The organism is Wolbachia endosymbiont of Encarsia formosa (assembly GCF_039540065.1).
In the GTDB taxonomy this organism is placed as follows: Bacteria; Pseudomonadota; Alphaproteobacteria; order Rickettsiales; family Anaplasmataceae; genus Wolbachia.
Window position 1 is genome coordinate 725,199 of the sequence record NZ_CP154278.1, and the last position, 25,355, is coordinate 750,553.

The window sequence follows — 25,355 nt, forward strand, 5'->3', positions numbered from 1 at the left end:
TTAACCTTTATTTCTTCTTAATAAGACATAAAAAGCTCCTTTGCCACCATGTTTTTTTATGGCTTGCTGATAGTATAAGATCATATTTCGAACTTTTGTGTCATTCAACCACTTATTTACGCTATTCTTTATAGTGTCTATTTTATCTGTACTATTACCATGCCCCGTAATTACCAATAAGCACCTATTCCTTGCTTGATAATTTTTGATAATAAAATCTATCAATTTACAATAAGCATTATCTATACTATATCCATGCAAATCGAGTTTATCGCTTATAAAATATTTGCCACTATCGATCTTTAATTTTGTATTGTAGTCAAGACAAAATGATGAATCACCATTATCAGTATTAAGAAAATTTTCTTGTAAACTAGAGGCACCTTTATCAATCATAGATTTTATATTTACTTTGTGATCAACTTTCAAAGTAACTTTTCCACATTCTATTGGCTTAACATTTTTTTGCCAATCTAACTCATCGTCTGACATTAATTCATTAATTGAACTGCATAATTTTACAATAATATATAAACACAGTAAAATATTGCTTACTCTATAAAAATCTGATTTTTAATAATGAGATGAAGTCATTAAAAGCTAATGAAAACTGTTGGATATATGGAAAGCACACTTGTATTTCAGCATTAAGAAACAAAAATAGGCGGTGTATAGAACTGTTAGTAACAGAAAATTTCTACAGAGAATTTGAGAAAGACATTAAACAATGTGCAGATAGTAAGGGCATTAAACCTCGACTGGTAGAGAACAAAATGTTCAATGATGTTTTACCCAAAGGTGTAAATCACCAAGGAATTGCTTTAAAAGTTACTCCTATTTTTCATAGCTTAAATATTGAAGAAATAGCTGAAAACAGCTCTACTATAGTCATTTTAGATCAAATTACTGATACACACAATATAGGATCGATTTTAAGAACCTCAGCTTGTTTCAACATTGATGCACTGGTTTTACCACATCACCATTCACCTAGCGAAAATGCATCTATCGCAAAAGCAGCAAGTGGAGCACTGGATATTGTTCCTCTAATATACGTTACAAACATAGTAAAAACGATGGAGTCTTTAAAAAAGATAGGCTACTGGTGTTATGGGTTTGATTGCAATGCAAAGGAAAATATAGATGAAATAAAGAATTTTGGGCAAAAAAGAGTAATTATTTTTGGTTCTGAAGAGAAAGGAATGCGGAGATTAGTGAAAGAAAGTTGTGATTATCTTTTAAAAATTCCAATGTCAAACGTAATTGATAGTCTAAATGTTTCAAACGCAGCAGCAATAGGACTATATTCCATTTACATTAAAACAAAAATCACTGCAAATTAGTTGCAATAAAACAAGGATGTCATTCCAGCATGTGATACTGGAATGACAACAGTTGATGATATCTTGCGATGTCATTCACTAGCACTTACATTACCAATCCCAAGAAAGAGGTGAACTTGAATCTGTTGGAATCTCGAAGGATGGCTGTGACATTACTGCCTTTACAGCTTCTTGAAATCCTGCATCTTGAGCATTGACTGCAATTTTGGCACTAGCTTGAAAACTTGGGTTTTTTACTAGCTCGGTGGCTACATCTTCAGGCGTTGGTCCCAATCCTTTTGCAGTTAAGAACTCTTTTGCTATCTTTTCACTACCTTGAGCACCATATACTTTGTCGTCAGCATTATCTTGAACCCTGTCTAAAGCTTCCCCAAGTTTATTTACTAAGATTGATTGTTTGCCATCTTTAGCAGGAAGAATAACTTCTGCGAAAGCTTTTTGGTTTGCTGCATCTGTAAGGTTGGAAGCATCGATTTTAACAAAACTAGTATCTACTGTGCCTTTAGTGTAAACCTTCTTAGTATCATCAGTACCAACTGTTGCAAGAGCAGGAACTAAAACATCCACAACAGGCTGTTTTACTACTTCTTCTGCAACTTTTGTTGCAAGATCTGCAGTTTTAAGAAACGTACTCTCTGCTGTTGTTTTAGTGTAAACACCATTATCACCAGCTCCTGCTTTAAGCTTTCCTACTAGAGCATTTATAAAGTCACCATCGTCTATGAGCTGTTGTTCTGTTTTACCATTCAAATTATCACTCAACGCCATATCACACTCTCCGTTAATTATAAAAACCATAATGTGCATGAAAATAATATAAATTCCGTAAATACTAGATTTTGCATAAGATTTCCTTGAAGCTTTTTGCTTCAGAATTCTTCTCTTGTGATTCAAGTATGTAGCAGATGATGTCATCCCAGTGCTTGACACTGGGATCTCATTTTATTTTATAATTTCATCATATAAATCAGTCCAATTTGGGTTTTCCCTTTCAACTAAATCAATTTTCCACTCTCTTTTCCAGCTTTTCAAAAGTTTTTCTCTGTTCAGAGCTGAACCTACATCTTGAAATATCTCAAAGTAAACTAATTTCTGCACATTGTACTTTGATGTAAAGCCAGAAATAACTTTATTTTTATGTTCCCAAATTCGTTTAGTTAGATTTGACGTTATACCTATATACAGAGCCTTATTGTGCTTGCTTGTAAGTTATAATAACTTTTCATATCTAGTAAGTAAATTTACTAGATCCCAGTGTCAAGCACTGGGATGACAGAAGAGAGAACTGGGGTAACATCGAATTGAATGACAAGAAGAGGGCAGGGCCCTCCTTGTATATTATATATAGGCTGAGTTATGATCGTGATAAACGTGATCGCTTGTGCAGTCGAACATTTTCACAAAACCATTCTCTAGATAGAGATTATATTCATGATGTTGATCTAATAACTCAAAGTTATCTTGTGTTTCTAAGCTGAAGTGACTTGAATCTGATAGCAATTCGTAATTTGGATTATCTATTTTACTAATGCTGCTTATTACTTTGCCATTACCATTTGATATAGCCAAACTATAACTATCACCATCCTTCATTATTTTGATGGATACCTTATCTTCAGGTAACACTATAAGCTTTTTCGTGTCACTATCGTGAATTAGAAATTTGCCATCTTTAAAGTAATACTTGTCTTCCGGCAAAGCACCAATCTTATAATCCGATGTATGCAGTTTGTTCCAAAAATCTAACACAGATTGCTTATCTGCTCCTTCTGATCTATTATACAAGGCTTTCACATCATTATAATCTATGATTACATTTGCCTTATGCTTTCCTTCTACATCTCTATCATAGCTCTTTTCTATTTTCAAGATTGTGTCTTTCAACACTACCTGCTCTTTCTCCTCCACTGAAGATGACCTTTTTGCCCTTGTTGGAATTTGTGGTTGATCAGACTGTATTTCACTATTGTCGTTTGATACAGTTCTCTCTTCAGCAACAACATTAGTAGTACTATGAACTTCTGTCTTAGTTTCACTTACTTGCCCTTTTGGACTTTCGGTTTGTTTCTCTTTTGTGAATATTCTCTGATAGTCAGTGTAGCCTCTATTAGTGTCACCGATATCTCCATCACCTTGATCAAAAGTTATTTTTTTACTTCCATTTCCCATATCCTCAATTTCAACTTGAGGAGAAACAGATGATAGGAAATCGTTATAACTGTAGTTATAATCAGCAGAAAAGAATATTTTTCCTTTGAAGTTATGGAAGTTATTAGATAACATTCCAATTTCTTCATCAGTATCACCATCAAATAGTTTTACTTTAGTGAAATATCTTTGATTGTTGATTCTCACTATTTCACCACTCGAGTTTCTTTGTATCTGATAATCATTTGGATCATGTTTAATGGTAAAAAGTTTACCAGGGGCATATTTTTCTAAGTTTATAAGGCCCACATTTATATGTTTATGAGAATAATCTCTCTTTTCATATTCATGTGCAAATACTGGGTCAATATATTTGTATTCGTCTGGTATGCTACTATATTCTCTTCCTTCAGAATCAGATGGTGCTAATTTATATTGTCGATCTTTTTCCACCAATTTTAGGTGAGTAACATTGCCTGGCAATTGAAACCTTACGTTTTTTCCATGATCATGAATGAGCAAGTTACTTTCATTTATAACTTCACCTCTTTCATTTTTTATTTCTTCAGTAATATAGAAACCCATATTTTTGAATGCATGTAGATTTTCGCCTCCTTGCTTTACAACCGCTTCGTATACATCGTCGTCTGTTCTATCAGTCCCTTTATCATCCAATAATGTTCCTTTTTCTACGATTACGCCGCTTTCTCTTTGCTCATCAGAATATTGAGCATGCTTTGAATCCTGATGATTTAGAATTTTGGTCCCTCTAAGAAGAAGAGAATCTAAATCTTTTTGAATGTGTCCAGTGCTAGGATGCAACAATTCATTTTCATGTAAATGTGCTTCATCAAAGTATTCATCACGTTCAACTGTTCTACCGTCTATTAAAGAAGCTTTATAATGACCATTTTCTTTTGTAATAGCCATATAAGCACCACCGTCATATTGAGTATTCAAGTTGTGCAATATGTCCTCAAAAACAAAAGTTTCTTTAGTTTGGCCTTCAATTTGCTTAAAAAATCCTGACTCGCTTGACAATTCTCCAAGCTTTGTATTTCCGTCATATATAGACAGTGCACCCATATCCCCGTGACCAAGAGCTTTGATAGAGAAGATCTTGCCTTCTTGTGGATCAATTGTACCTCTGATCAAGTTTGTATCGATATTGACCATTTCTTCTAACATCTTTTCTACGTCAATGTTCTGAGTTTATTTTACTTGTTTCAAGCCAGCGTTTATGGTTTTATCAAGCAAATCATCTTTCAGTTGTGTATATTTGTCCTGTGTAGCATTATATAATCTCTTATCTTCATTATGATAATTAGTGCTGGCTGAATTGCATTTTTCTACAAATTTCTCATAAGAGATCTCTACTCTTTTGTATTGTTCGTATGCATCATGACGCTGTGTTTCTTCCTGTTCACGCAGGCTTTTCAACATATCATTATATTTTATATCCTTCTGCTTATCTAAGTCTTCTTTCCCATCATAGTAAGATTTTCTAAGATCTTCACCATGTTTTGATAATATCCTCAAAGCTTGCATTTTATACTCTTGACTATTTTGATATTCATTACCTTGTTGATCAGAGTAAGTCAGCTTAACCTGCCCATCAGTAGTTTTTACTGCCTTTAAGAAATGATATTCCTTTGATATATCTAGGGTATCATTTGTTGCCCTATTAACAGCACGAGCATAATCGTAAAATGACACATGCTCTACAGCAGAGAAACTTCCAACGTTTTCTCCATCTATTTTTTCTATATTTGCTTTATAATACGATACATCTTTAATTTCTCCACCCACTATTTCTTGACCAGTTGCTATAAAATCTCCTTTTGTAACTTGCAAAGCGTTGAGATGTTCCATTGCAGTTTCTGTATCATTCTCAGCAAGCCAACTTTTGAAGTCAGCATCATGTCCTTTTATGTCTTTCAAGAAACTTTTTGATTCATCTGATTTACCTTGAAGTAAAGCATCTAGGTAGTCTCTTAATAAACTAGGATCTTTTTCCTGTAAGTACATTATCAACGCATGACCAGTTTTATACACTAAACTGTTTTCTTCACCATTGGCTGAGTATTGTAAATTTAAAATTCCACCTAGATCCAAATTTGCGGCTTCAGTTTTATCAATGCTTGACCCTTGAGCATTAAACTTGTGATATGAATGATGTTCAAAGTAATCTTCAATTCCCTCCATTAATAATGTAGGTAGAGATTTTCCTCATGTAGCCAAGTAAGTTAAACCATGTGCAAATTCATGCTGAAGGTTATGAACGCCACCTTGCTGATAGACATAAATCTCAGCAAAAACATCAGCTTCTCCTTTGTAGTAACATTTACCACCCTCATCTCCAAGGTAAGAACCAAAACGTTCGCTTCCGCCAAGATGAGTGTAATCAGCCTTATCATAAAACACATAAATTTTGAACGTTTGTTCTGAGCTACCAGGCTCCAACTTAAATGCATCTTTAAAATTAGTAGCTGTTTCTCTTATTTCACTTTCAATTTTAGCAACTTTACTTGCTCTTAAATCGTGAGAATAAACCTCTACTTTAATATTTAAATCTTTAACTTCTATAACATGCTTATCGTTAAAATATTCTTCTTTAGTTATATTTTTGTTTACTTGTTGATTGATTGTCATTACTTTAACCCCTAATTTATTAGTCTTTACAATATCAAGCATAAAGTGACTCATCTGAAAAAAACGTAAATTCTCATATTGGTATAATTTATATCTTAATAAAAAAAGTATAGATAGTTAACTTAATATGCAACATTTAGAATGTGGCTAAAATTCTATAGCTAACCTCAAGCAGCCGCTAAGAGCATGTCTGCAAACTATATAGGAAGCAGTGAATAATGTCATTTCAGTAAAAACTGTATGAACATTTTAGCTAATTTACATAGCGAAAGGTGTTACCCCAGTATCATAACACCGGGGTAACGATAAAGAAGAAAGTAGCTATATGCTCTGTCCTGGTATATTTGGTTGTTCAGTATCAACATCTTCCAATTTTGTAAAAACAGTTCTTGACAATGCAGCACCAGCTCCACCCCCAATTGCAGTTGCAGCTAAAGTTATAAGGCCAGATTTCAATGATTCTTTATGAGTATTAAAGATGATGTAAGAAATCGATGTACATAATCCTGCAATAACTCCTGATAATACAATATTTTTTGTACTAATTGACCTGCATACTTTTTTTAAATTATCTGCAATTGGCGCTAACTTCTGTCTTGCTTCAGAATTATCTGACATTGTCTCCAGTATTTCTGATGAATAATTTACAGCTGGCATGGATAGCAATCCTACAAGTGTTGCTGTAACAATTGTACCTATTTTTGATTCTCCAAGACGAGTTTTTAAGGTTATTGCCGTAGATATTGAAAGTATTACTGAGGACATAAGAATTATTTGATTTTTATTTTCTTGATGTCTTTTCTCTGACTCTTGTTGTTCCCATGATGAGTGCCCATCATAAGTTTGTTGACTAGGATCATCTACATTATCGTACTGGCTTTTTTTTGCTGGATCAGATAATACTTTGAATGCTACTGATATCTTTTTGAACTTTTCCTCGCTCTCTTTAAATTTTTTTTTCAGTTGAATTAGTTGATCTCTTTCTACTTCTGAAAGGTCCGTCTTTGCTTTTAACATATTGAGATCTGTTTTTTTAGGAAATTTATCTAGATGAAGCTTAAGTGCTAATTTTCGATATGCTTTTTTTATCTCGTCTTGAGTAGCATTTCTTTCTACTTCTAATACTTTATAATGATCAATCATTTATTCCTCTACTATTTTGAAACATTTTTCATTACATCACCAATACTACATCTTTATGAAAGCACGGTACTGCAATATAAATGTGTAGCAAATATTATAATAAGTATCAAGATTTTAATAAATTGAGTAAAAATTTGTAAAAAATACTAAACCCTGTAGCGTTACAAGAGACTTGTTTATTTACCTTCTTAAAATTGCAAAAAATACCCACCTTTGTAAGAGCAAGCCGCATAAATACATGGTTGTAAAAATAGAAGCTTCAAATTGCTGCAACAAAGTCAGGTAAATTAGTTCGTATATAAATATGACAAAAGTAGGCTAATATAGATATTTTCACGATATACTAAATTTTCCTACCATTTCCAAATAAATTACATTAACTTGGACATTAATGAAAGTGTATATTTATATAAACAGCTTCTTGTTTATAAAATCAGAAATAACTTAGACGGATTTAAGATAGCACTATTACAGTTTACATTAGATCTTAATGACTCTTTTTTACGTTCAATTGTTTTACTATCAGGAGGTAACTTACATGTCGTTGATCACCTTATATCACGCCATTTTTGATGCTTTCAACACTTATGGAAGTTTGTCAAGGAATTTCATCCAGCAAAAAGCAAATTGACTTTCATTTCACTGAAGCACTATACTAAAGCTACGATGGGTAATTAGCTCAGTTGGTAGAGCACTTGCTTGACGTGCAAGGGGTCGCTGGTTCGAGCCCAGTGTTACCCACGATTTTTGCTCATAAAAAGATTTTATATGACAGCAGTGCACAATGGCAAACACTCAATAGCAGAGTCCAAGCGCTTAATTTATTCCATAATAATAGTTGCAATAACAATGGTTATGGAGATAGCAGGTGGAATAATTTCACACTCGCTTGCTCTATTATCAGATGCAGGGCATATGCTTACTGATCTTTTTGCCTTAGTTTTAAGCTGGATAGCGCACAAATTTTCAGCTAAGAAATCTGATTCACAGAGATCATATGGGTATCATAGGTTACAGATAATAGCAGCATTTGTTAATGGTTTAACTCTATTTTTCATTGCAGCGGTCATTATAATTGAATCAATAAAGAGATTCATTTGTCCAGTCAATGTGGAATGGAAAATAATGCTAATAATTGCCACACTTGGCCTAATCTCTAACATTATAGTCTTTTTTATATTACATAGTAAATGCGAAAGTAATATAAACATAAAAAGTGCTGTATTGCATGTTATCGGAGATATTTTAGGTTCTGTAGCTGCTATACTTGCATCCATAATTATCATGTTTACCGGATGGCAAATAGTGGACCCTATTTTGTCAGTATTTGTCAGTGTAATAATCTTAAACAGTGGATATAAAATTCTCAAGAATTCTTGCCATATACTCCTTGAAGGTACACCTGAGAGTGTATCTGCTGAGGAGATAAAAAGTGAGATTGTATCTAAGTTACCTGAAGTGATAGATGTGCATCATATACATGCATGGTCACTATCTGATAATTATTTTATACTTACTATGCATGCCAAGATAAAGCAAAATGGGCAACATACTAATATTATGTATGAGATAAAAAAAATACTATTAAATAGATTTGAAATTGCACACTCTACAGTTGAAATTGAATACGATGAGTGCGTAGACAGTAAGATACTTAAGCATTGACATTTATAGGCTATTTGTTATTACTAAAATATAATAATATTAGAGGGTAGGCTATGATAGGTATTTCCCAAATACAACTTCCTGCAAAAGACTCTTACAAGTTAAAGACAGCAGGTTACTTTGCAGCTTTTGTTTCTTTAAGCATTTTAGTTAATCCGGCCAATGTCTTTTTATCTTTCGCCACAGTATTTTTTAGATCTGAAATAAAAACTTTTTATGTTCATAAGGATATAAAATATGCAAAACAGGAAAAAATAAGTAAAAAAGAATATTGGGAAATATTTTTTAAGAATAATAAAATTAAGACAGCATCTTTCCTTTTATTTTTTGCTTCCGTAACATACCTAACCTTTACGACTACTTTCCTGCTCATTTCGTTACTTGCAACAATACCACTTGCAATGGTTTTAATTCTATTACAAAGTGAATTAAGGCCAAGGGATTTTAATCCATTTACGCTACTCAAAGCTGCTATAAATTTCTTTTTAGAAGGCATAAAAGAAAATACTCGAAGTATGGTAAATAGATTTGATTATACTTATGAGCATTTACTGCCCCATCAATTGAATGATGATATTAATAATAATATTGATAAGCTATTGTATAAGTATGGTGGGGTACCAGAAGACGCTATTAATAATGAAGAACTTAGAGAATTTATTGAATATATAAATTATTTATATATTCTTGATGGCCAACCATTTAGTAATGAGAATAAGGGAAAATTAGTAATGTTTTTGCAAGATTTTTGCAAAGGTAATGAGAAACATAGATCTGGTTTCACTGGTGGACAAATTCTTCTGTTAGTTCTTAGAGCCTGCAATGATGGAGATGGAGAAGCTGTAAAAAATAAAAAAGACGCGTTGATTGCAAATTTACTAGATAGCCAAACTTTCTCTAGAAAAGAACGAATTCCTAACACATGTTTTACTGGTGTTATCTACAGAATGTTAAGTACATTAGAGGGTATTCATTCCGATCCAGAGATTAAATTTACACCACCTAGACAAATTCTCCTTACAGAAGCAGAAAATGAAGCACGTAAGTTTATGTTAGACAGGCTAAAAAATAAGAAGAACAGTAAAGAAATTCTTAGGGCTTGGCATAACGCCCAAAATAATTATTAAGATGATAAAAGTCAAAAAATAGTTGATGATTTTATTGCAGAAGTAAGTATTTCCTTAATGAGAAATTTACTGAGTTTTACTTCTCAATATAGTGAACAAATTGTGCTGACGTTAATGAAAAATATTAACTCTGTAAAGTTAAATAAATTAGAGCACTTTGCGCTGTATCAGCACATAACAAGTAAACTACAGGGGGATGGTTTAGACGATCAACTCGAAAACATCAAAGGAAAAGTCTTTTTGGAGCTTTTAAACCAAAATTTACTTAGAACAGATTTTTTTCTCAAGGACTCATCTTTAACTGAAGCTAAGAGAATAGCTAGCAAAATAATAAAAGAAGAAGTAAAAGAATTAAAATTGAAAGCCAAGAAGACTATTAAGGTTCAAGTGGCCAGAATGTTAGATAGTTTAAGAACGTTACCACGAGAGAAAAGGTGTTATAGGGTATACACGGAACTGAGTAAAAATAGCAGAGACGATAAAGAAGAAATAAAGAAAATTCTGCAAGAAAAACTAGCAACAACAGAAGCAGTGATAAATAACATGTTAAAAAAAGAAGCTTCACACAGGCTAGAGATAGAGATTGAAGATATTTATAATCAAAATAAGCGAAATGTAACCACACTTTATGAAAAAATACAAGAAGTGAAGCAAAGATTCATTGAAGATGAATTTTTAATACCTCAAGAAGTAGAGAGTATAACAAGAGTAAAAATTACAATCTTAAATAAAGAAGATAAAATAATACCATCAAGCAGTTTATCTAGTAGTTTAAGTGTCAGTGATTTTACATCTCATCGCTTATAAAAACTTATGCTCTCTGCCTTGCAGAAGATTTGCAATGTTTCTATAGTGCTTTAAGAAAATTAATATTGCTACAGTGAGTAGTATAAGGAATAACTCCTTTTGAAAAAAGAAAGATGCTATAACAGCTGCTGCAGTAGCAGCCAAGGAAGCAAGAGAGGAGTACCGAAAGATAAAAAATACTATTAGCCAGAAAAATACAAATGCTAATGCTATCGAAATGTTAAGTGCTATCAAAACTCCCAAAGTTGTTGCAACCCCCTTTCCTCCATTGAAGCTTAGCCAAATAGGAAACATATGCCCTAGAACTGCTAAAATTGCAGATACATATATATAAAAATCGTTATTATCACAAAATTGTTGTGCTGTATAAACCGCGACAAATCCTTTCAAAGAGTCTAAAAATAATGCGAGGACAGCAAGTCTCTTATTTCCTGTTCTTGCAACATTTGTAGCACCAATGTTTCCTGAACCTACTTCTCTTAAATTTATACCATTTATTTTTGCAATAATTAAGCTAAACGGTATTGAACCTAGTATGTAGGATAATATAAGAATTATATATTTCTCCATTATTCTAGCATCCTCTCTCTTGTCATCCCAGTGCGTGACACTGGGATCCAGCGAACTTTATTCGCAAACGAATCTAGTAGATAAATATAAAATTTTACATTAAAATATAACACTATGGTGGAACTATATGCAAAATAGATCCCAGTGTCACGCACTGGGATGACAAAAGGGAATTTTGCTATGAAAAGAAGATGGCACTGGAATGACATCTGTTGTTGTACCTTCATATGCCAGAATTTAATTAATTTTATTATTCCTTAGCCTTTTTAGATAACATTGGACTTCATTGTTAATCTGATTGCTAAACAGTATAAGTGCTGTCATATTGATGAGTGCTAAACAAGAGAATAAAGCCCCACCAATATTAGCAATAGCCATTATATCTTTAGACAAACCTGACAAAAATGAAACTACTACCACCGCTATACGATATATTACTACACTTTTTACACCAAACAAATACAGCCATCCCATTTCACAACAATATACAAATGAAATTACTGAGGAAAACGCAAACAAAGGCGCAGCGATGGTTAAAAGTATAGGAAACCAAGAAGAAACTGTTTCAAATGCTTTTTGGGTGATCAATATTCCCTCGCCAATGCCGGTATGGTATGCACCTGTTATTACTATTGTTATTCCTGTCAAGCAACAAATTAACATTGTATCAAAGCATGGTTCTATCATCGCAACCAGCCCAGTTCTAACTGGCTCCTCATCTTTAGCTACCGCATGAGTGATTGCAGCAGAACCAACACCTGCTTCACTGGCAAAAATTGCCCTTTGAATCCCAGCAACAAATGCTCCTACCGTTCCTCCACCAACGGCATTGAAGTCTATCATACTGGAAAACAATATTTTTAATGTATTGCCAAAATTGTGAATATTGAATGCAATGATTGTGATACAACTCAAAATATATATTAGTGACATGATAGGCACTAGTGCAGAAGATACTCTAGCTATTCTTCTAATTCCACCGATAATTACCAGAGCAAGTAACGTAGAAATTATGGAAGAGAGAAACCAAGGATGACCATCTATCCAATTTGAATAACCAGATAATATTGAAACCATTTGGTTAGTTTGAAATGCTACACTTCCACCAAGACCTGACAATACAAAAAACACTGCATATATTGCAGCTATTACAATACCAAGCTTCTTAAATCCAAATTCCTCTAGTCCATTTCTTATATATTGAAAGGGACCACTGAATAACTGCTCCTGGCCTTCTGTTCTGTGTCTGAATGCTAAAGTTACTTCAGCAAACTTTGCAGACATACCAAAAAAGCCTGTGATCATCATCCAAGGTACCGCTCCTGGCCCTCCGATTGAAATTGCAATTGCAACACCAGCAACAGTTCCAAGACCTACTGTGCTTGATAGCGCGGTTACAAATGCCTGAAAATGCGTAATGTGACCATCATGATGATCTGTGTCATATTTTCCACATAAAATAGCGAACGCATGCTTAAACATCCTTATGTTGAGAAATCTAAAACGTAGTGTTAGAAATATATAACCAAAGGCCAATAAAAGAATTATAAATGGTACGTGAAAGATCTTGAAAAACAACACTTCATTCATGAAGTTGCTTACTCCATTTAATGCAGTGTCATAACTTTTATGAAAAACTGAAGCAGCGTATACATCATTAAATGGTAGGCAAAATAACACTATATAAAGCATTCTATAAATCATGTTTAATACCTTTTGTAATAAGAATCTATTGTATTTAAGACTTCCCTTCTCAGTAGATATATCGCAACAGCATTTGGAATCATAAGGCACATAAACAGGCTATCACCTAAATAAGATATAAATTCTATATTTTTTGATATACAGCTTATATACACTGAACCCACTATAAAAAACTGAAACAATATCAGTACTTTTTTGTTACCAAATAAGTACACTAGGGCAACTTCACAGTAGTAATAGTAAGCTATTATTGTGGAAAATGCAAAGGAAAACATTATCAGCGGAAGAGCTAGCTTGCTAAATAAAGGTAAGGCTGTTGAAAATGCTGAGATAACTAACGTAATATCACCTACGGTATTAGTGATATGCATATCGGTGATAATTATCACAATACCAGTCAAAAATGAGACTAATATTGTGTCTACAAATGGTGCAATCATTGCAACACTTCCAACTTTAACTGGGTCTTTCTCTTTTACAATAGAATGTGCTATAGCTGCTGTTCCAGTACCTGCTTCATTAGCAAACACTGACCTTCTTACCCCTGCTATTAATCCACTCAATACTCCACCTCCTATAGCTGATTTGTTAAAGATATCTTGAAATATTATAGATAGAGCATTCAGTAGATTATTTCCGTTTACACAGATTAAATATATACACATGCCTATATATAACATTATCATGATCGGCCCTAAACCTGTTGCAACTAAAGCAATTCGCTTTATTCCTCCCAGTATTACAATTAATACAAATAGCGAGATAATAACAGATGTGTTGTATTCAAATAAGTTACTTGACAACGCTGCAATTTGATTTGCCTGAAATGGTATGCCGCCTAGAATCATTGCAACAAGCAGCATAACTGCGTAGATAAATGCAAGGAATTTGCCAGTCTTCATAAATTCAATCTTTGCAAGTCCATGTTCCATATAATAAAAAGCCCCACCAGTTGTGTTTTCAGAGCGATGAGTAAATGCAAGCACTACTTCAGCAAATTTTATTGACATGCCAAGTACTCCGGTAATTATCATCCAAAAAACTGCACTTGGCCCCCCTATTGTAATAGCTATTGCAACTCCTGATATTGTTCCAAGACCAACTGTTCCTGAAATTACCGTTGCAAATGCCTGAATGTGGGTGATTATGCCGTTATTATTATGGCTCTCTAGGTTGAATAGTGTTTGTATCCCATATTTGAACAACCTAAAGTTAATAAATTTGAATCGAATCGTACAAAAAACCCCAGTTGCAATTACCCAAATAATTATAAATGGTATGTTGAATATCTTTATATATAAAAAAGAGTTTAATAGATCAGTTGCTTTTACAATCATGCTGCTCACTACTTTTATATAGCTAATGAGTTTTATATGTGTAGTATATATAAAGTCCAGTGCTTATTGGAATAGTAAGTATATACAATGCGCCTAAAATTGGTAGTGTTATCCAGGGCTTGCTTATAAACAGTATGATCAATATTCCAAAAAACGACACAAATATATAGGATAGGCTTCTAGGAACATAAATGTACTTTGCAGAGAAAGTTGGAATATGACTTATCGAAAAAAATGAAATGGCCAAAAAGTAACAAGCTGTATTCTTTACGTTAAAAAATTGCTCTATAAGAAGTAAGTATTCACTCTCATGAGATTGAAAGGTAATAATTATTGGTAACAGAGCAAGTAAAGCGCATACAGGAGCTGGAACGCCGGAAAAGAAAAATTTTTTCCAGTATAATTGCTCTAAATGTAGCGAAACATTGAATCTTGCAAGTCTTATTGATATGCAGATTACATATATCATTACTAAAATCCATCCTACAACTTTAATTTCCTTTAATTTCCAAAAATATAAAAGAAAAGCAGGTGCTGAACCAAAATTTAGAAAATCTGCAAAAGAATCAAGCTGTGCTCCAAAATCGCTAGTTGATTTTAGAATTCTTGCTATTCTGCCATCCATTCCATCTATTATTGCTGCAATGATAATAAAAATTGCTGAAAATTCCCATTGTTCATTAAATGTGAATTTAAGTGAAGTAAGGCCAGCACATAAACCCAGTAAAGTTATAAAATTTGGAAATAACTTGGTAATAGGTAATGATTTACCGTTACTTTCATCGTTATTCATACAATGTCAAAGGTAAGCTTCTCTTGTTTATTTAAATCTGCTATAACTGTCTCACCGCCAATAACAGTTTGTCCTTCTGAAACTCTTACTTCTATACCAATAGGAATATAAATATTTACTCTGCTACCAAATCTTATAATTCCAAATCTTTCACCTGCTTTTACGCTCTGAGATGTCCTCAAATTACAAACAATGCGTCGTGCAATAAATCCAGCTATTTGCTCTACAATGATTTCTTTTCCCTTCTCATATTCAATCGCAATAACCTGCTTTTCATTCTCATTACTAGACCTATTGCTTATTGCGGAAACAAACTTGCCTTTTTTATAACTCATTTCCTTTATTGTACCAGATATTGGTATACGATTAACGTGGACATTCAAAACACTTAGAAATATGCTAACAAGCGTAAACTTCTTTTCTTCTTCATTCTCTTCTGATAAAGAGTAACTAACTTCTTCTATCTTTGAAATTACACCATCAGCAGGGCTTAATATAAAGTCCTTATTGTTTGGTACAGCTCTTGCTGGATCACGAAAGAAATAAGTACATAGTAGTGTTGGTAATAAGCAAGTAATGCCAGTCCCCCAAGATATAGAAAATGCTATACACGTTACTATAAAGGAAACAATTATAAATAAATAACCTTCTCTGTTTATATTAGGCAAACCAAAGCACATAATTTATTCTCGATAATTCATTATTAATAATTTATCATTTATCATTTCTCATGAAAAGCTTTTTTTCACTGCTTCATTTTTGGAATGCTTATATAATCATTGATGGGTATTAAATTTTTAATAAAAATTAAAGATTTTTAGCTGTTGTTAATATTATTTTAATAAAAAATTAATAACAATTCTTAATAATATATGAATTGTTGTGTTCTTAATTTCGTATGACAGGGGAAATAGAAAAAGATGAATCTCCTTCTCTAAGAGATGTAATTCAGGGAGGTGATATTGAAGCTACAGAGCTGCTAATAAAGTTTGGTGCAAATGTCAATGATAATTATGAACGTAATCTTACACCACTACATATTGCTATCGGGTATAAGCAGTTTGAAATAGCGAAATTGCTGATAAATAACGGAGCAAACGTTAACGCAAAAACTGAAAATCATGGCAAAGATGACTTAACACCAATGCACCTTGCAATTTTTGCAAACATGCCAGAGTTTATAGAATTGCTAGCTAGCAATGGTGCGTCAATTGATGAAAGAGAAAGCACTGAAGGACATACGCCTTTTCACCTTGCTGCTTTATATGGGAATAAAAGTGTAATACAAGCCTTAGTTGATAAGGGACAGAATATTGAAGATATTGATAATAATAGGCGTACAGCTTTATTTTTAGCTATTAGGCAATGCACTGGAGCAGAGGATGATAGCAGAATAGAAGTTATCGAGTATTTGATAAATAAACTCAAAGCAGACATAACGAAAAAAGATAATAATAACAACACAATACTTTTTCCTGCTGCTAATAATTGTCCTGGAAAGGTAGTAAAACTCATTATTAAACAATATGTAGAAATTTTTGGTAGAGATAAGCTAAAAGATTTTATCAATCACAAAAATAATGCTGGAATGGATGATTTGGATATTGCGCTCAACAGTGAAAATGAAGAAGCCATTGAAGTACTTAGATCATATGGAGCAGATATCGAGAATAAAGTAACTCCCAAGATTACTGTAGAAAAACCAAATAGTACCTTAGATGGAGCAGAAAGTGTAGAAGTGGTATCCTCAATCAAGCAAAAATAAAAGCAGCTCTAAATTTCTTGCTTTCTTTACATTCTTTCTATAGCATTGTATATTAATGTTAGAAAGGGATGTTTGGTATGTTTCCAGGTCAAAATAATAATCAACAGCAGAATAGAAATAGAGTACAGGCTTTAATAGAAAGAATGCAAAATGCTTACAACAACACTAATAAAATTAAAAGATTCATTAATATAGTTTTATTAGTAAGTATGATTCCTTCATTTCTTCTTCTTGTACAGCTCTCTTTATATTTATCATTATTAAATTATTTTTTCAAACCAAGGGAAAATGAAAAGAGATTATCAGCATGGCCAAAAAATGTTATTAGAATAACATTAAGCATTTTTTTTATTATACACATTATTAATTCCTGTGTGTTTTTGGTACTGCCTATATTGTGCTTATGGTTGCTAAACAAATCACTCATTGAAGAAATACAGCAGTTTAACTATTTAATACAACAAATTCCAGAGGAAGAAAGGCATGTTTTCTTTCAAGATTTAGCAACTATTCCTTTTATGGCACAAACTACTCATGACCCAAGTGCAGTTGCTAGTATAAACTTGAGTGTTGATAGACTCATAGAAAAGTATAAAGAGAATTTAAGCAAAGATGAATTCTATGTACAGCTAAATAGAGGCAACACAACCGAAATTGAAGAGTACATCAAACAGTCAAATGAATTTACAGAAGGCGATAAATCTCATGCACTTGAATGCTTAAGATTTATCAATAGAACAGGAGATAATTTTAAATACAACCATAGTAAGTTAACACTAAAACAGGCAGCTATTTTATGTTGGAAAGCCTGCAATGATAGAAATACAGGGACAGAAAATCAAAGAACTCATTTGAATGATGAAGACATAAAAAACAGAAAAGATATGTTTTTAAAAGGTCTTGTAGACGCTGCAACAACTTACGGTAATCAAGGTCAAAGTTGTGCAGGTGGAACATACAATAAATTATTTGAGTTTTTATCTGGTTTACATCCATCAGTGGTTATTACACTCGATGGAGAAGAGGCTAGAGCAATGATAAAAGAAACGATCACACAAAAATTACCTGAAATGGCCAGAGCCAATTTCACCAATTTCTCTGGAACAGAACAAGAAAGGATCCGTAGCGAGTTACCAGAGTTATCATCTGAAACAGTAAGGTATATTATGACTACGCATTCAGCTCTTGAGAGAAGGTGTCAAGAGTTCAGCAATAGATTAAACAATGATAAAAAGAATGAAATATTAGAAGAGTGTATGAGCAACTTATCCTGTGTTGAGCTAGAAAGTCCAATTGAAAGAAGAAGGTAAATTGTATTTGATTGTAGCCATTTATCTTAAAATATGAAGCAGAGTTTTGGATTATTTAAACTTAAGTTTATGTATTGAAATAACATGTAAAACCACTTCGTGTAGGTGATGTATTATATTTTATCTACATGTCAAGGATCCTTCTTTCAACTTAAAGATGTTGCTAATCAGCACATACAAATGTAATATTAATTAATATTTATAAATAAATCAATTCCATGGAAAGTAACTACAACGCTGACGCAATAAAAATCCTAAGAGGTCTTGATGCTGTGAGAAAGCGTCCAGGTATGTATATTGGTGACACTGATGATGGATCGGGCCTGCATCATATGGTGTATGAGGTTGTTGATAATGCGATAGATGAGTCTTTAGCTGGATATTGCAGTAGGATTGAAGTTAGCATAAATGAAGATGGCTCAGTATCTGTAACCGATAACGGTCGTGGCATTCCAACTGATATTCATGCAGAGGAAGGAATATCAGCAGCAGAAGTAATAATGACCCAACTACATGCAGGAGGTAAATTTGACAGCAATACCTATAAGGTTTCCGGAGGATTACATGGTGTTGGAATTTCAGTTGTTAATGCGTTATCGAGTTGGCTGGAATTAACCATCTGGCGCAATAAAAAAGAACATTTCATACGCTTTGAAGATGGTGAGTCTGTTGAATCTTTAAAGGTAATTAATGAACACACAAATAAAAGAGGAACTAGAGTAACGTTTATGCCATCAACGGGGACTTTTAGTAGTATTGATTTTAGTTACTCCACTCTTGAGAGTCGCATCAGAGAATTGGCATTTTTAAACTCAAATATTGAGATCATTTTGTGTGATCTCCGTAATAAACCACATGTAAAGTCTCATTTTAACGATAGTAAAGAGTCTGAAGATAATTTTGGTACAGCTAATTTTGTACGGTACTTAGACAAGAATAAGACACATGTTACTAAAATTGCCAGCATTAGAGATAATGTAAAAGATCTAGGTACCAGTGTAGAAATATCAATGGAGTGGAATGATTCCTACTATGAGAATATGCTATGCTTCACAAATAATATAAGACAACGGGATGGCGGTACGCATTTGGCAGGGTTTAGATCTGCACTAACCAGATGTATCAATAACTATGCAAACAATGAAGGTTTTTTGAAGAAGGCAAAAGTGAATTTGACTGGAGAAGATGTTAGAGAAGGCTTAACTTGTGTTTTATCTCTCAAGATGCCTGATCCTAAATTTTCTTCACAGACAAAAGATAAATTGGTCAGTTCTGAAGCGCGGGCAGTTGTAGAGAGCATAGTTTTTGACAAGTTGAGTACAATGCTTGAAACTGACCCCAAGTTAGCAGCAAGTATAGTAGAAAGAGCGATTAGGTCAGCAAAAGGAAGAGAAGCCGCAAGAAAAGCACGAGAGTTAGTTAAAAATAAAAACAATATTAATATTGCAACTCTACCCGGAAAGCTTGCCGATTGTCAGGAAAAAGTTCCTGAGTTATCGGAATTGTTTATAGTAGAGGGTAATTCCGCAGGTGGTACTGCAAAGCAGGGACGTAATCGTAAAACACAGGCGGTACTTGCTTTAAGAGGGAAAATTCTAAACGTAGAACGTGCAGGGATGGATCGTATTTTTTCATCTGCAGAAATTGGCTCTCTGATCACGGCAATTGGGGCTGGAATAGGGAGTGAGAACTTCGATATTGAAAAAACTAGGTATCATAAAATTATCATTATGACAGACGCAGATGTTGATGGCTCGCATATAAGAACTTTGATTCTAACTTTCTTTTTTAGACATATGCGTGAAGTAATTGAGAAAGGATATTTATACATAGCGCAGCCGCCGCTCTATAAAGTTACAAAAAATGCTAAAGATACTTATATCAAAGATGATGAAACTTTTGAAGAGTATATAGTAAATTCAGCGATTAAAAGATTAACATTAAATGGTGTAGGCAAAGACTTGCGTTTCGTTTTGAATAAGTGCATCAGTATTTCAAACATTAGCAAAAATTATGATAGGGAAATACCACAAAATCTCTTAGAATCACTGCTAATTTTAAGCAAAAAGAATGCTCTATTGTCTGCTGATGAGATATTAAAATATTTAAAATTGATGTATAGTGAATATAATTGGGAAGTAGAAGTAAAAGATGAGGAAATTCACATTGCTAAATTGTTTCAAGGGTTAGCAGACAAATATGTATTCTCGCTTAGTATGCTTGAAAGTAAAGAAATACGGAATATATTGAGTTCTCTTGATAACATAATTGACTTATTTGATGGTGATTCATTTTTACAGTCGCAAGAAACTGAAATAAAAATAAAGTCTCCGAGTGCACTCGCAAAAATAGTGATGGATTATGGTAAAAAAGGTTTAACTCTGCAGAGATTTAAAGGCCTTGGTGAAATGAATGCTGATCAGCTTTGGGAAACTACACTCAATCCAGAAACTAGAACTCTGCTAAAAGTTGAAATAAAAGATTGTGAGGAAGCAGATGGCATATTCTCGGTGCTAATGGGTGATATAGTTGAACCACGTCGTGACTTTATAAATAACAATGCACTTAACGTGCATGATGTTGATATTTGATTTTAGAAATGCTAAACCCTTATGGCTCAGCATTGTGTGCCAAACCGGCTATTTAAAACGTACTACTAACCAATCCATTTAAGAAATCTGAATTGATCTCGGTTGTATTCCCGTTTTCGATCATAAATATATAGATTTTCTGCCGTATTGTTGTTACAATTAATGCCTCGCTAAATTGAATATTAATGGATGAATGAATTAAGAAAGCTAAGTATTACAGAGATGCATGATGGACTTAGGCAAGGAGATTTCTCTGCTGTTGAGCTTGTGGGGGCACATGTCAACGCAGTTGAAAGTGAACAGCTAAATGCGTTTATAACAAAGACTCCAGAAATCGCAATAAAAGCTGCTAAAATAGCAGATGAACATTTCTTAAAACAAAAAGATGATATCTCACCACTTATGGGCATACCAGTTGGTGTTAAAGATTTATTCTGCACGAAAGGAATAAAAACAACAGCATGCTCAAAAATGCTGGAAAATTTCATCCCGACTTATGAATCTACGGTATCTAATTTGCTTTTAAAAAGTGGAGCAGCCATGCTCGGTAAACTTAACATGGATGAATTTGCTATGGGCTCTGCTAACATAAATAGCTATTTTGGTCCTGTTGAAAATGTATGGATTAGAAAAAGTGACGGAGAAAAAGTTGTTCCTGGTGGATCTTCCGGTGGATCTGCAGCATCAGTTGCTGGGTTTTTATGCGCTGGAGCATTAGGAAGCGATACTGGTGGGTCTGTACGTCAACCAGCAGCTTATTGCGGATTAGTGGGAATAAAGCCAACTTATGGAAGGTGTTCGCGTTTTGGTATGATTGCATTTGCGAGCTCTCTTGATCAAGCAGGAGTAATTACTCGTTCCGTTTCTGATTCAGCGTTAATGCTGGAAACAATTTGCGGCTATGATGAAAAAGACTCAACATCGAGCGAAAAACCAGTGCCTAAATTTTCTAATCTTATAAATGGTGATATCAAGGGTAAGCGCATTGGTATACCAAGAGAATATAGAATGGATGGGATTTCAGAAGAAATCGTTCATTATTGGGAAAAAGTTTCTTCTAATTTAAAAGAAAATGGTGCTGAAGTTGTTGACATTACTCTGCCTCATACTAAATATGCGGTACCGTTTTACTATCTAATTTGTTCTGCTGAAACTTCATCTAATCTTGCTCGCTATGATGGTGTACGTTACGGATTCAGGGTTGATGCTGATACTCTTGAAGAAATGTATTCGCTAACAAGAGCAGAAGGTTTTGGTAAAGAAGTGAAAAGGAGAATTTTAATTGGTGCTTATGCGCTTTCTTCAGGTCATTACAATGAGTATTATGAAAAAGCACAGTGCATTAGGGCATTAATCAGAAATGATTTTATAAAAGCATTTGAAAAAATAGATTACATACTTGTTCCATCTGCTCCAACAGAAGCTTTCGGCTTGAATGAAAAGCCAGATCCATTAATTATGTGCATTAATGATGTGTTTACGGTGCCGGCAAGCTTGGCTGGATTGCCTGCTATCTCTATTCCTGTTGGACTCTCCAATGAGGGCTTACCGCTTGCCTTGCAAGTAATTGGAAATTATTACGATGAAGCTGGAATATTAAATATGGCAAGTGTGATAGAGCAAAATTGTGGCAGAATAATTAACTATCTTATGTAATATGCCTTCTTATAGTAACTATAGCATTTTAGCTATAGGAAGCAAGAACTTGATTTTTGTAGCTAAATAATAGATTATCAAAGGCACACTCAAATATCTAAAATGAAAGAAAAGACTTTCACGATCATTGATGGTTACGGTTTTCTTTTCAGAGCTTATTATGTTTTGCATCATTTAACTACCACAACTGGTATTCCAATAGGTGCTGTATATGGTTTTCTGAATATGGTTCTTAAATACATTGTCCACTCGGACTACTTAACTATAGCATTTGACTCTGGCAAAAAAAATTTTAGGCACGATTTATATTCTGAGTATAAAGCAAACAGAGTAACGCCTCCTGAGGATCTAATTCCACAATTTACAATACTGAGAGAAGCAGTGGAAGCTTTTAACTTCAGCTATGAAGAGATTGAAGGCTATGAAGCAGATGACATAATTGCAACACTAGCTGCAAAATATGCCAACCACGAAGACTTTAAAGTAGTAGTAGTCTCATCAGATAAAGACTTATTTCAACTCTTGAACCACAATATTTTAATATTCGATCCCATTAAAAATATATATATAGATGAAAAACAAGTAATAGAAAAATTTGGTGTAAACTCACACAAGCTTCTTGACTTATTTTCTCTAACTGGAGATGCATCTGACAACATTCCAGGCGTCCCAGGAATAGGCCCAAAGACTGCAGCTAAATTACTAGATGAATTTGATTCGTTGGATAACATTATAGAAAACATCAATAACATCGAGCAAACAAGAGTTCGTAATATTCTTACTGAGCATAAGGAAAAAGCACTTATTTCAAGAGAACTTTTATCACTATACGAAAAAGTAGACCTTCAACATGATATTGCAAAATATGAAGTCTATCCTCCAAATATGGAAAAATTGTTATCCTTTTTGAAGAAATATGAATTTAATTCATTGATAGGAAAAGTAGAAAAGCTTTTTTCTTATAGTGGATCTAGCACAAAAGAGAAAACAGAATATAGCGGTGAAGAATTAGAAAAATTTTTGGAGCATTGCAGATATGAAGGCAAAATTGCAATTCATTGCCACTTTGAAAACAACGCGTTAAACAAAATCTCCTTATCTTGCAGTGAAGATAATATTTTCTACATAGATCAAAACTGTCTACAAGATGCACTCACTATAATAAATTCAACTTTATTTTCAAATGGGGTGCTTAAAATAATACATGATATTAGAAAGATCAGAGAAATATTTCCTACAATAGAGAGAGTGCTAGACTCAATTGATGACTTGATGATCATGTCATACAGCCTTGACACAGGTAAGCATGATCATAGTATTCCAAACATAGTTTCACACAATTTAAGTGAAAATGTAGAAACTTTCTCGGCAAAAACTTTAATAGCGATCCATGAGAAACTGACACAAAGATTATTTCAGGAAAAACTTTTTACGATTTACGAGCGCTTTGACAAGCCTCTAATGAAAGTAATATTTGATATGGAGCAAAATGGAATACTGCTCAATATTCAAAAACTACAGGAATTGTCTGATAAGTTTGAGCAGCTAATTGCTGTACTTGAAAACGATATACATAATTTAGCAGGAGAAAAATTCAACATTGCATCGCCAAAACAATTAAGTGATGTTTTATTTAATAAAATGGAGATAAGTAAAAAGAAAAAGTCAAAATCTGGGTCTTATAGCACAAACTCTGAAGTTCTAGAGGCGCTTGAAGAGGAAGGAGTAGAAATTGCAGGTAAAATTTTAAGTTGGCGACATTCAAGTAAATTAAAGGTTACTTACACTGATGCGTTAATAAAACAGGTTGATCCGCTTGATGGTAGGATACATACAAGCTTTTCAATCACTGTGACTGCAACTGGAAGGCTGAGCTCTAGCAATCCTAATTTACAAAATATTCCTATCAGAAGCGAAGAAGGTAGTCTTATCAGGCAAGCCTTTATTGTGCCAAAAGGGTGCAAGATAATTTCTGCTGACTATTCGCAAATAGAATTAAGACTCCTGGCACATGTGGCAGATGTTGCGGCATTTAAAGAAGCTTTTGCAAATAGGGAAGATATTCATGATATTACCGCAAGACAAGTTTTTGGAGTGCAAGAAATAGATGAGCAATTAAGACGCAAAGCAAAAACCATTAATTTTGGAATTATATATGGAATTAGTCCATTTGGCCTTGCAAAGCGACTTGGAATTACCTTTCAAGAGGCTGCTGAATACATTAATTACTATTTTTCTTGTTACCCAGAAATAAAGGTCTATATGGAAAAAGCAGTATCTATCGCGAGAAATCATGGTTATGTAGAGACTTTGTTTGGTAGAAGATGTTTTGTAAGAGACATAAACAATAAAATTCCTTATCTAAGACAATTTGCAGAAAGGGCAGCAATAAATGCACCACTTCAGGGAACTGCCGCTGATATAATAAAACGCGCGATGATTCGGCTTTTTGATCAGTTAAAGTTAGGTAAAATAATCCTCCAAGTCCACGATGAGCTACTAGTTGAAGTAGAGGACGACAAGGTACAAGAAACAGCAAAACTTATGAAAGACGTAATGGAAAATGCGATAGAAATCTCTATACCACTTGAAGTAGAAATAAAAATTAGCGACAACTGGGGCTTTTCTTAATTATACCGTATACCCTAAGAACCTGTCTTGAAAGGACTTAATTAACAAGCATAGTCATATTAAAGAGTTCTTGAAGTAAGGAGAGCACGTTAAGCAAACAACGTTTACCTAAA

General features: G+C 33.6%; 20 protein-coding genes, 1 tRNA gene and 1 pseudogene. 10 read left to right on the forward strand and 12 right to left on the reverse strand.

Annotated features, from left to right (window positions below; genetic code table 11):
- Positions 1-492: a Smr/MutS family protein gene (locus AAE962_RS03870; protein WP_343288648.1), complete on the reverse strand. Its 492-nt coding sequence runs from the start codon at positions 490-492 to the stop codon at positions 1-3.
- A 92-nt stretch (positions 493-584) separates the two neighbouring features.
- Here AAE962_RS03870 and rlmB point away from each other — a divergent pair, with 92 nt between their 5' ends.
- Positions 585-1,343, forward strand: a complete 759-nt coding sequence (gene rlmB / locus AAE962_RS03875; protein ID WP_343288649.1) for a 23S rRNA (guanosine(2251)-2'-O)-methyltransferase RlmB — start codon at positions 585-587, stop codon at positions 1,341-1,343.
- Positions 1,344-1,433: 90 nt separating this feature from the next.
- On the opposite strand, the gene AAE962_RS03880 is transcribed toward rlmB, so the two are convergent.
- The 6 genes and pseudogenes from AAE962_RS03880 to AAE962_RS06750 form a co-directional block, all read right to left on the reverse strand.
- Positions 1,434-2,273 (reverse strand): hypothetical protein, encoded by an 840-nt coding sequence (locus AAE962_RS03880; protein WP_343288650.1) that lies wholly within the window; start codon positions 2,271-2,273, stop codon positions 1,434-1,436.
- 12 nt (positions 2,274-2,285) lie between these two features.
- Positions 2,286-2,528, reverse strand: a complete 243-nt coding sequence (locus AAE962_RS03885; RefSeq protein ID WP_343289577.1) for a GIY-YIG nuclease family protein — start codon at positions 2,526-2,528, stop codon at positions 2,286-2,288.
- A 153-nt stretch (positions 2,529-2,681) separates the two neighbouring features.
- Positions 2,682-4,679, reverse strand: coding sequence for a surface protein-related protein (locus AAE962_RS03890; RefSeq protein WP_343288651.1), 1,998 nt, complete (start codon positions 4,677-4,679; stop codon positions 2,682-2,684).
- Positions 4,680-4,703: 24 nt separating this feature from the next.
- The gene (locus AAE962_RS03895) at positions 4,704-5,696 is read right to left on the reverse strand and encodes a hypothetical protein (protein ID WP_343288652.1); all 993 of its coding nucleotides are present in this window, start codon (positions 5,694-5,696) and stop codon (positions 4,704-4,706) included.
- A 24-nt stretch (positions 5,697-5,720) separates the two neighbouring features.
- Positions 5,721-6,185 carry a hypothetical protein gene (locus AAE962_RS03900; RefSeq protein ID WP_343288653.1) on the reverse strand — a complete coding sequence of 155 codons (465 nt, stop codon included), beginning with the start codon at positions 6,183-6,185 and terminating at the stop codon, positions 5,721-5,723.
- 825 nt (positions 6,186-7,010) lie between these two features.
- A pseudogene (locus AAE962_RS06750) lies at positions 7,011-7,286 on the reverse strand (DnaJ domain-containing protein); the annotation flags it as partial.
- A gap of 668 nt (positions 7,287-7,954) precedes the next feature.
- Between AAE962_RS06750 and AAE962_RS03910 the strand changes: the two are divergent.
- The 4 genes from AAE962_RS03910 (at position 7,955) to AAE962_RS03925 (ending at position 10,885) form a co-directional block, all read left to right on the forward strand.
- Positions 7,955-8,027, forward strand: a tRNA-Val gene (locus tag AAE962_RS03910).
- A gap of 27 nt (positions 8,028-8,054) precedes the next feature.
- Positions 8,055-8,951: a cation diffusion facilitator family transporter gene (locus AAE962_RS03915; RefSeq protein WP_343288655.1), complete on the forward strand. Its 897-nt coding sequence runs from the start codon at positions 8,055-8,057 to the stop codon at positions 8,949-8,951.
- Between the two features lie 53 nt (positions 8,952-9,004).
- Complete coding sequence (locus AAE962_RS03920; RefSeq protein WP_343288656.1) at positions 9,005-10,078, forward strand: hypothetical protein; 1,074 nt, start codon at positions 9,005-9,007, stop codon at positions 10,076-10,078.
- A gap of 57 nt (positions 10,079-10,135) precedes the next feature.
- A complete protein-coding gene (locus AAE962_RS03925; protein WP_343288657.1) occupies positions 10,136-10,885 on the forward strand; it encodes a hypothetical protein in 750 nt (249 codons plus the stop codon).
- On the opposite strand, the gene plsY is transcribed toward AAE962_RS03925, so the two are convergent.
- The 5 genes from plsY to AAE962_RS03950 all read right to left on the reverse strand — a co-directional run bounded on the left by plsY (position 10,880) and on the right by AAE962_RS03950 (position 15,969).
- Positions 10,880-11,455, reverse strand: a complete 576-nt coding sequence (plsY, locus tag AAE962_RS03930; protein ID WP_343288658.1) for a glycerol-3-phosphate 1-O-acyltransferase PlsY — start codon at positions 11,453-11,455, stop codon at positions 10,880-10,882. The two genes, AAE962_RS03925 and plsY, sit on opposite strands and share 6 nt — an antisense overlap.
- A 237-nt stretch (positions 11,456-11,692) precedes the next feature.
- Positions 11,693-13,159 (reverse strand): amino acid carrier protein, encoded by a 1,467-nt coding sequence (locus tag AAE962_RS03935; protein WP_343288659.1) that lies wholly within the window; start codon positions 13,157-13,159, stop codon positions 11,693-11,695.
- A gap of 2 nt (positions 13,160-13,161) precedes the next feature.
- Positions 13,162-14,496, reverse strand: coding sequence for an amino acid carrier protein (locus AAE962_RS03940; protein WP_343288660.1), 1,335 nt, complete (start codon positions 14,494-14,496; stop codon positions 13,162-13,164).
- 22 nt (positions 14,497-14,518) lie between these two features.
- Positions 14,519-15,289, reverse strand: a complete 771-nt coding sequence (locus AAE962_RS03945) for a CDP-alcohol phosphatidyltransferase family protein (RefSeq protein ID WP_010404443.1) — start codon at positions 15,287-15,289, stop codon at positions 14,519-14,521.
- On the reverse strand, positions 15,286-15,969 hold the full coding sequence (locus AAE962_RS03950) for a phosphatidylserine decarboxylase (RefSeq protein WP_343288661.1): 684 nt from the start codon (positions 15,967-15,969) through the stop codon (positions 15,286-15,288). Before AAE962_RS03950 ends, AAE962_RS03945 begins: the two co-directional genes overlap by 4 nt.
- A gap of 218 nt (positions 15,970-16,187) precedes the next feature.
- Between AAE962_RS03950 and AAE962_RS03955 the strand changes: the two genes are divergently transcribed.
- The 5 genes from AAE962_RS03955 (at position 16,188) to polA (ending at position 25,242) form a co-directional block, all read left to right on the forward strand.
- On the forward strand, positions 16,188-17,054 hold the full coding sequence (locus AAE962_RS03955) for an ankyrin repeat domain-containing protein (RefSeq protein ID WP_343288662.1): 867 nt from the start codon (positions 16,188-16,190) through the stop codon (positions 17,052-17,054).
- A 77-nt stretch (positions 17,055-17,131) separates the two neighbouring features.
- Complete coding sequence (locus tag AAE962_RS03960) at positions 17,132-18,364, forward strand: hypothetical protein (RefSeq protein ID WP_343288663.1); 1,233 nt, start codon at positions 17,132-17,134, stop codon at positions 18,362-18,364.
- Positions 18,365-18,582: 218 nt separating this feature from the next.
- Positions 18,583-20,955 (forward strand): DNA topoisomerase (ATP-hydrolyzing) subunit B, encoded by a 2,373-nt coding sequence (gene gyrB, locus AAE962_RS03965; RefSeq protein ID WP_343288664.1) that lies wholly within the window; start codon positions 18,583-18,585, stop codon positions 20,953-20,955.
- Positions 20,956-21,144: 189 nt separating this feature from the next.
- Positions 21,145-22,611: an Asp-tRNA(Asn)/Glu-tRNA(Gln) amidotransferase subunit GatA gene (gene gatA / locus AAE962_RS03970; protein ID WP_343288665.1), complete on the forward strand. Its 1,467-nt coding sequence runs from the start codon at positions 21,145-21,147 to the stop codon at positions 22,609-22,611.
- Positions 22,612-22,713: 102 nt separating this feature from the next.
- Entirely contained in the window at positions 22,714-25,242 is a 2,529-nt protein-coding gene (polA, locus tag AAE962_RS03975; protein ID WP_343288666.1) for a DNA polymerase I, read from the forward strand.
- The last annotated feature ends 113 nt before the right edge of the window (positions 25,243-25,355 follow it).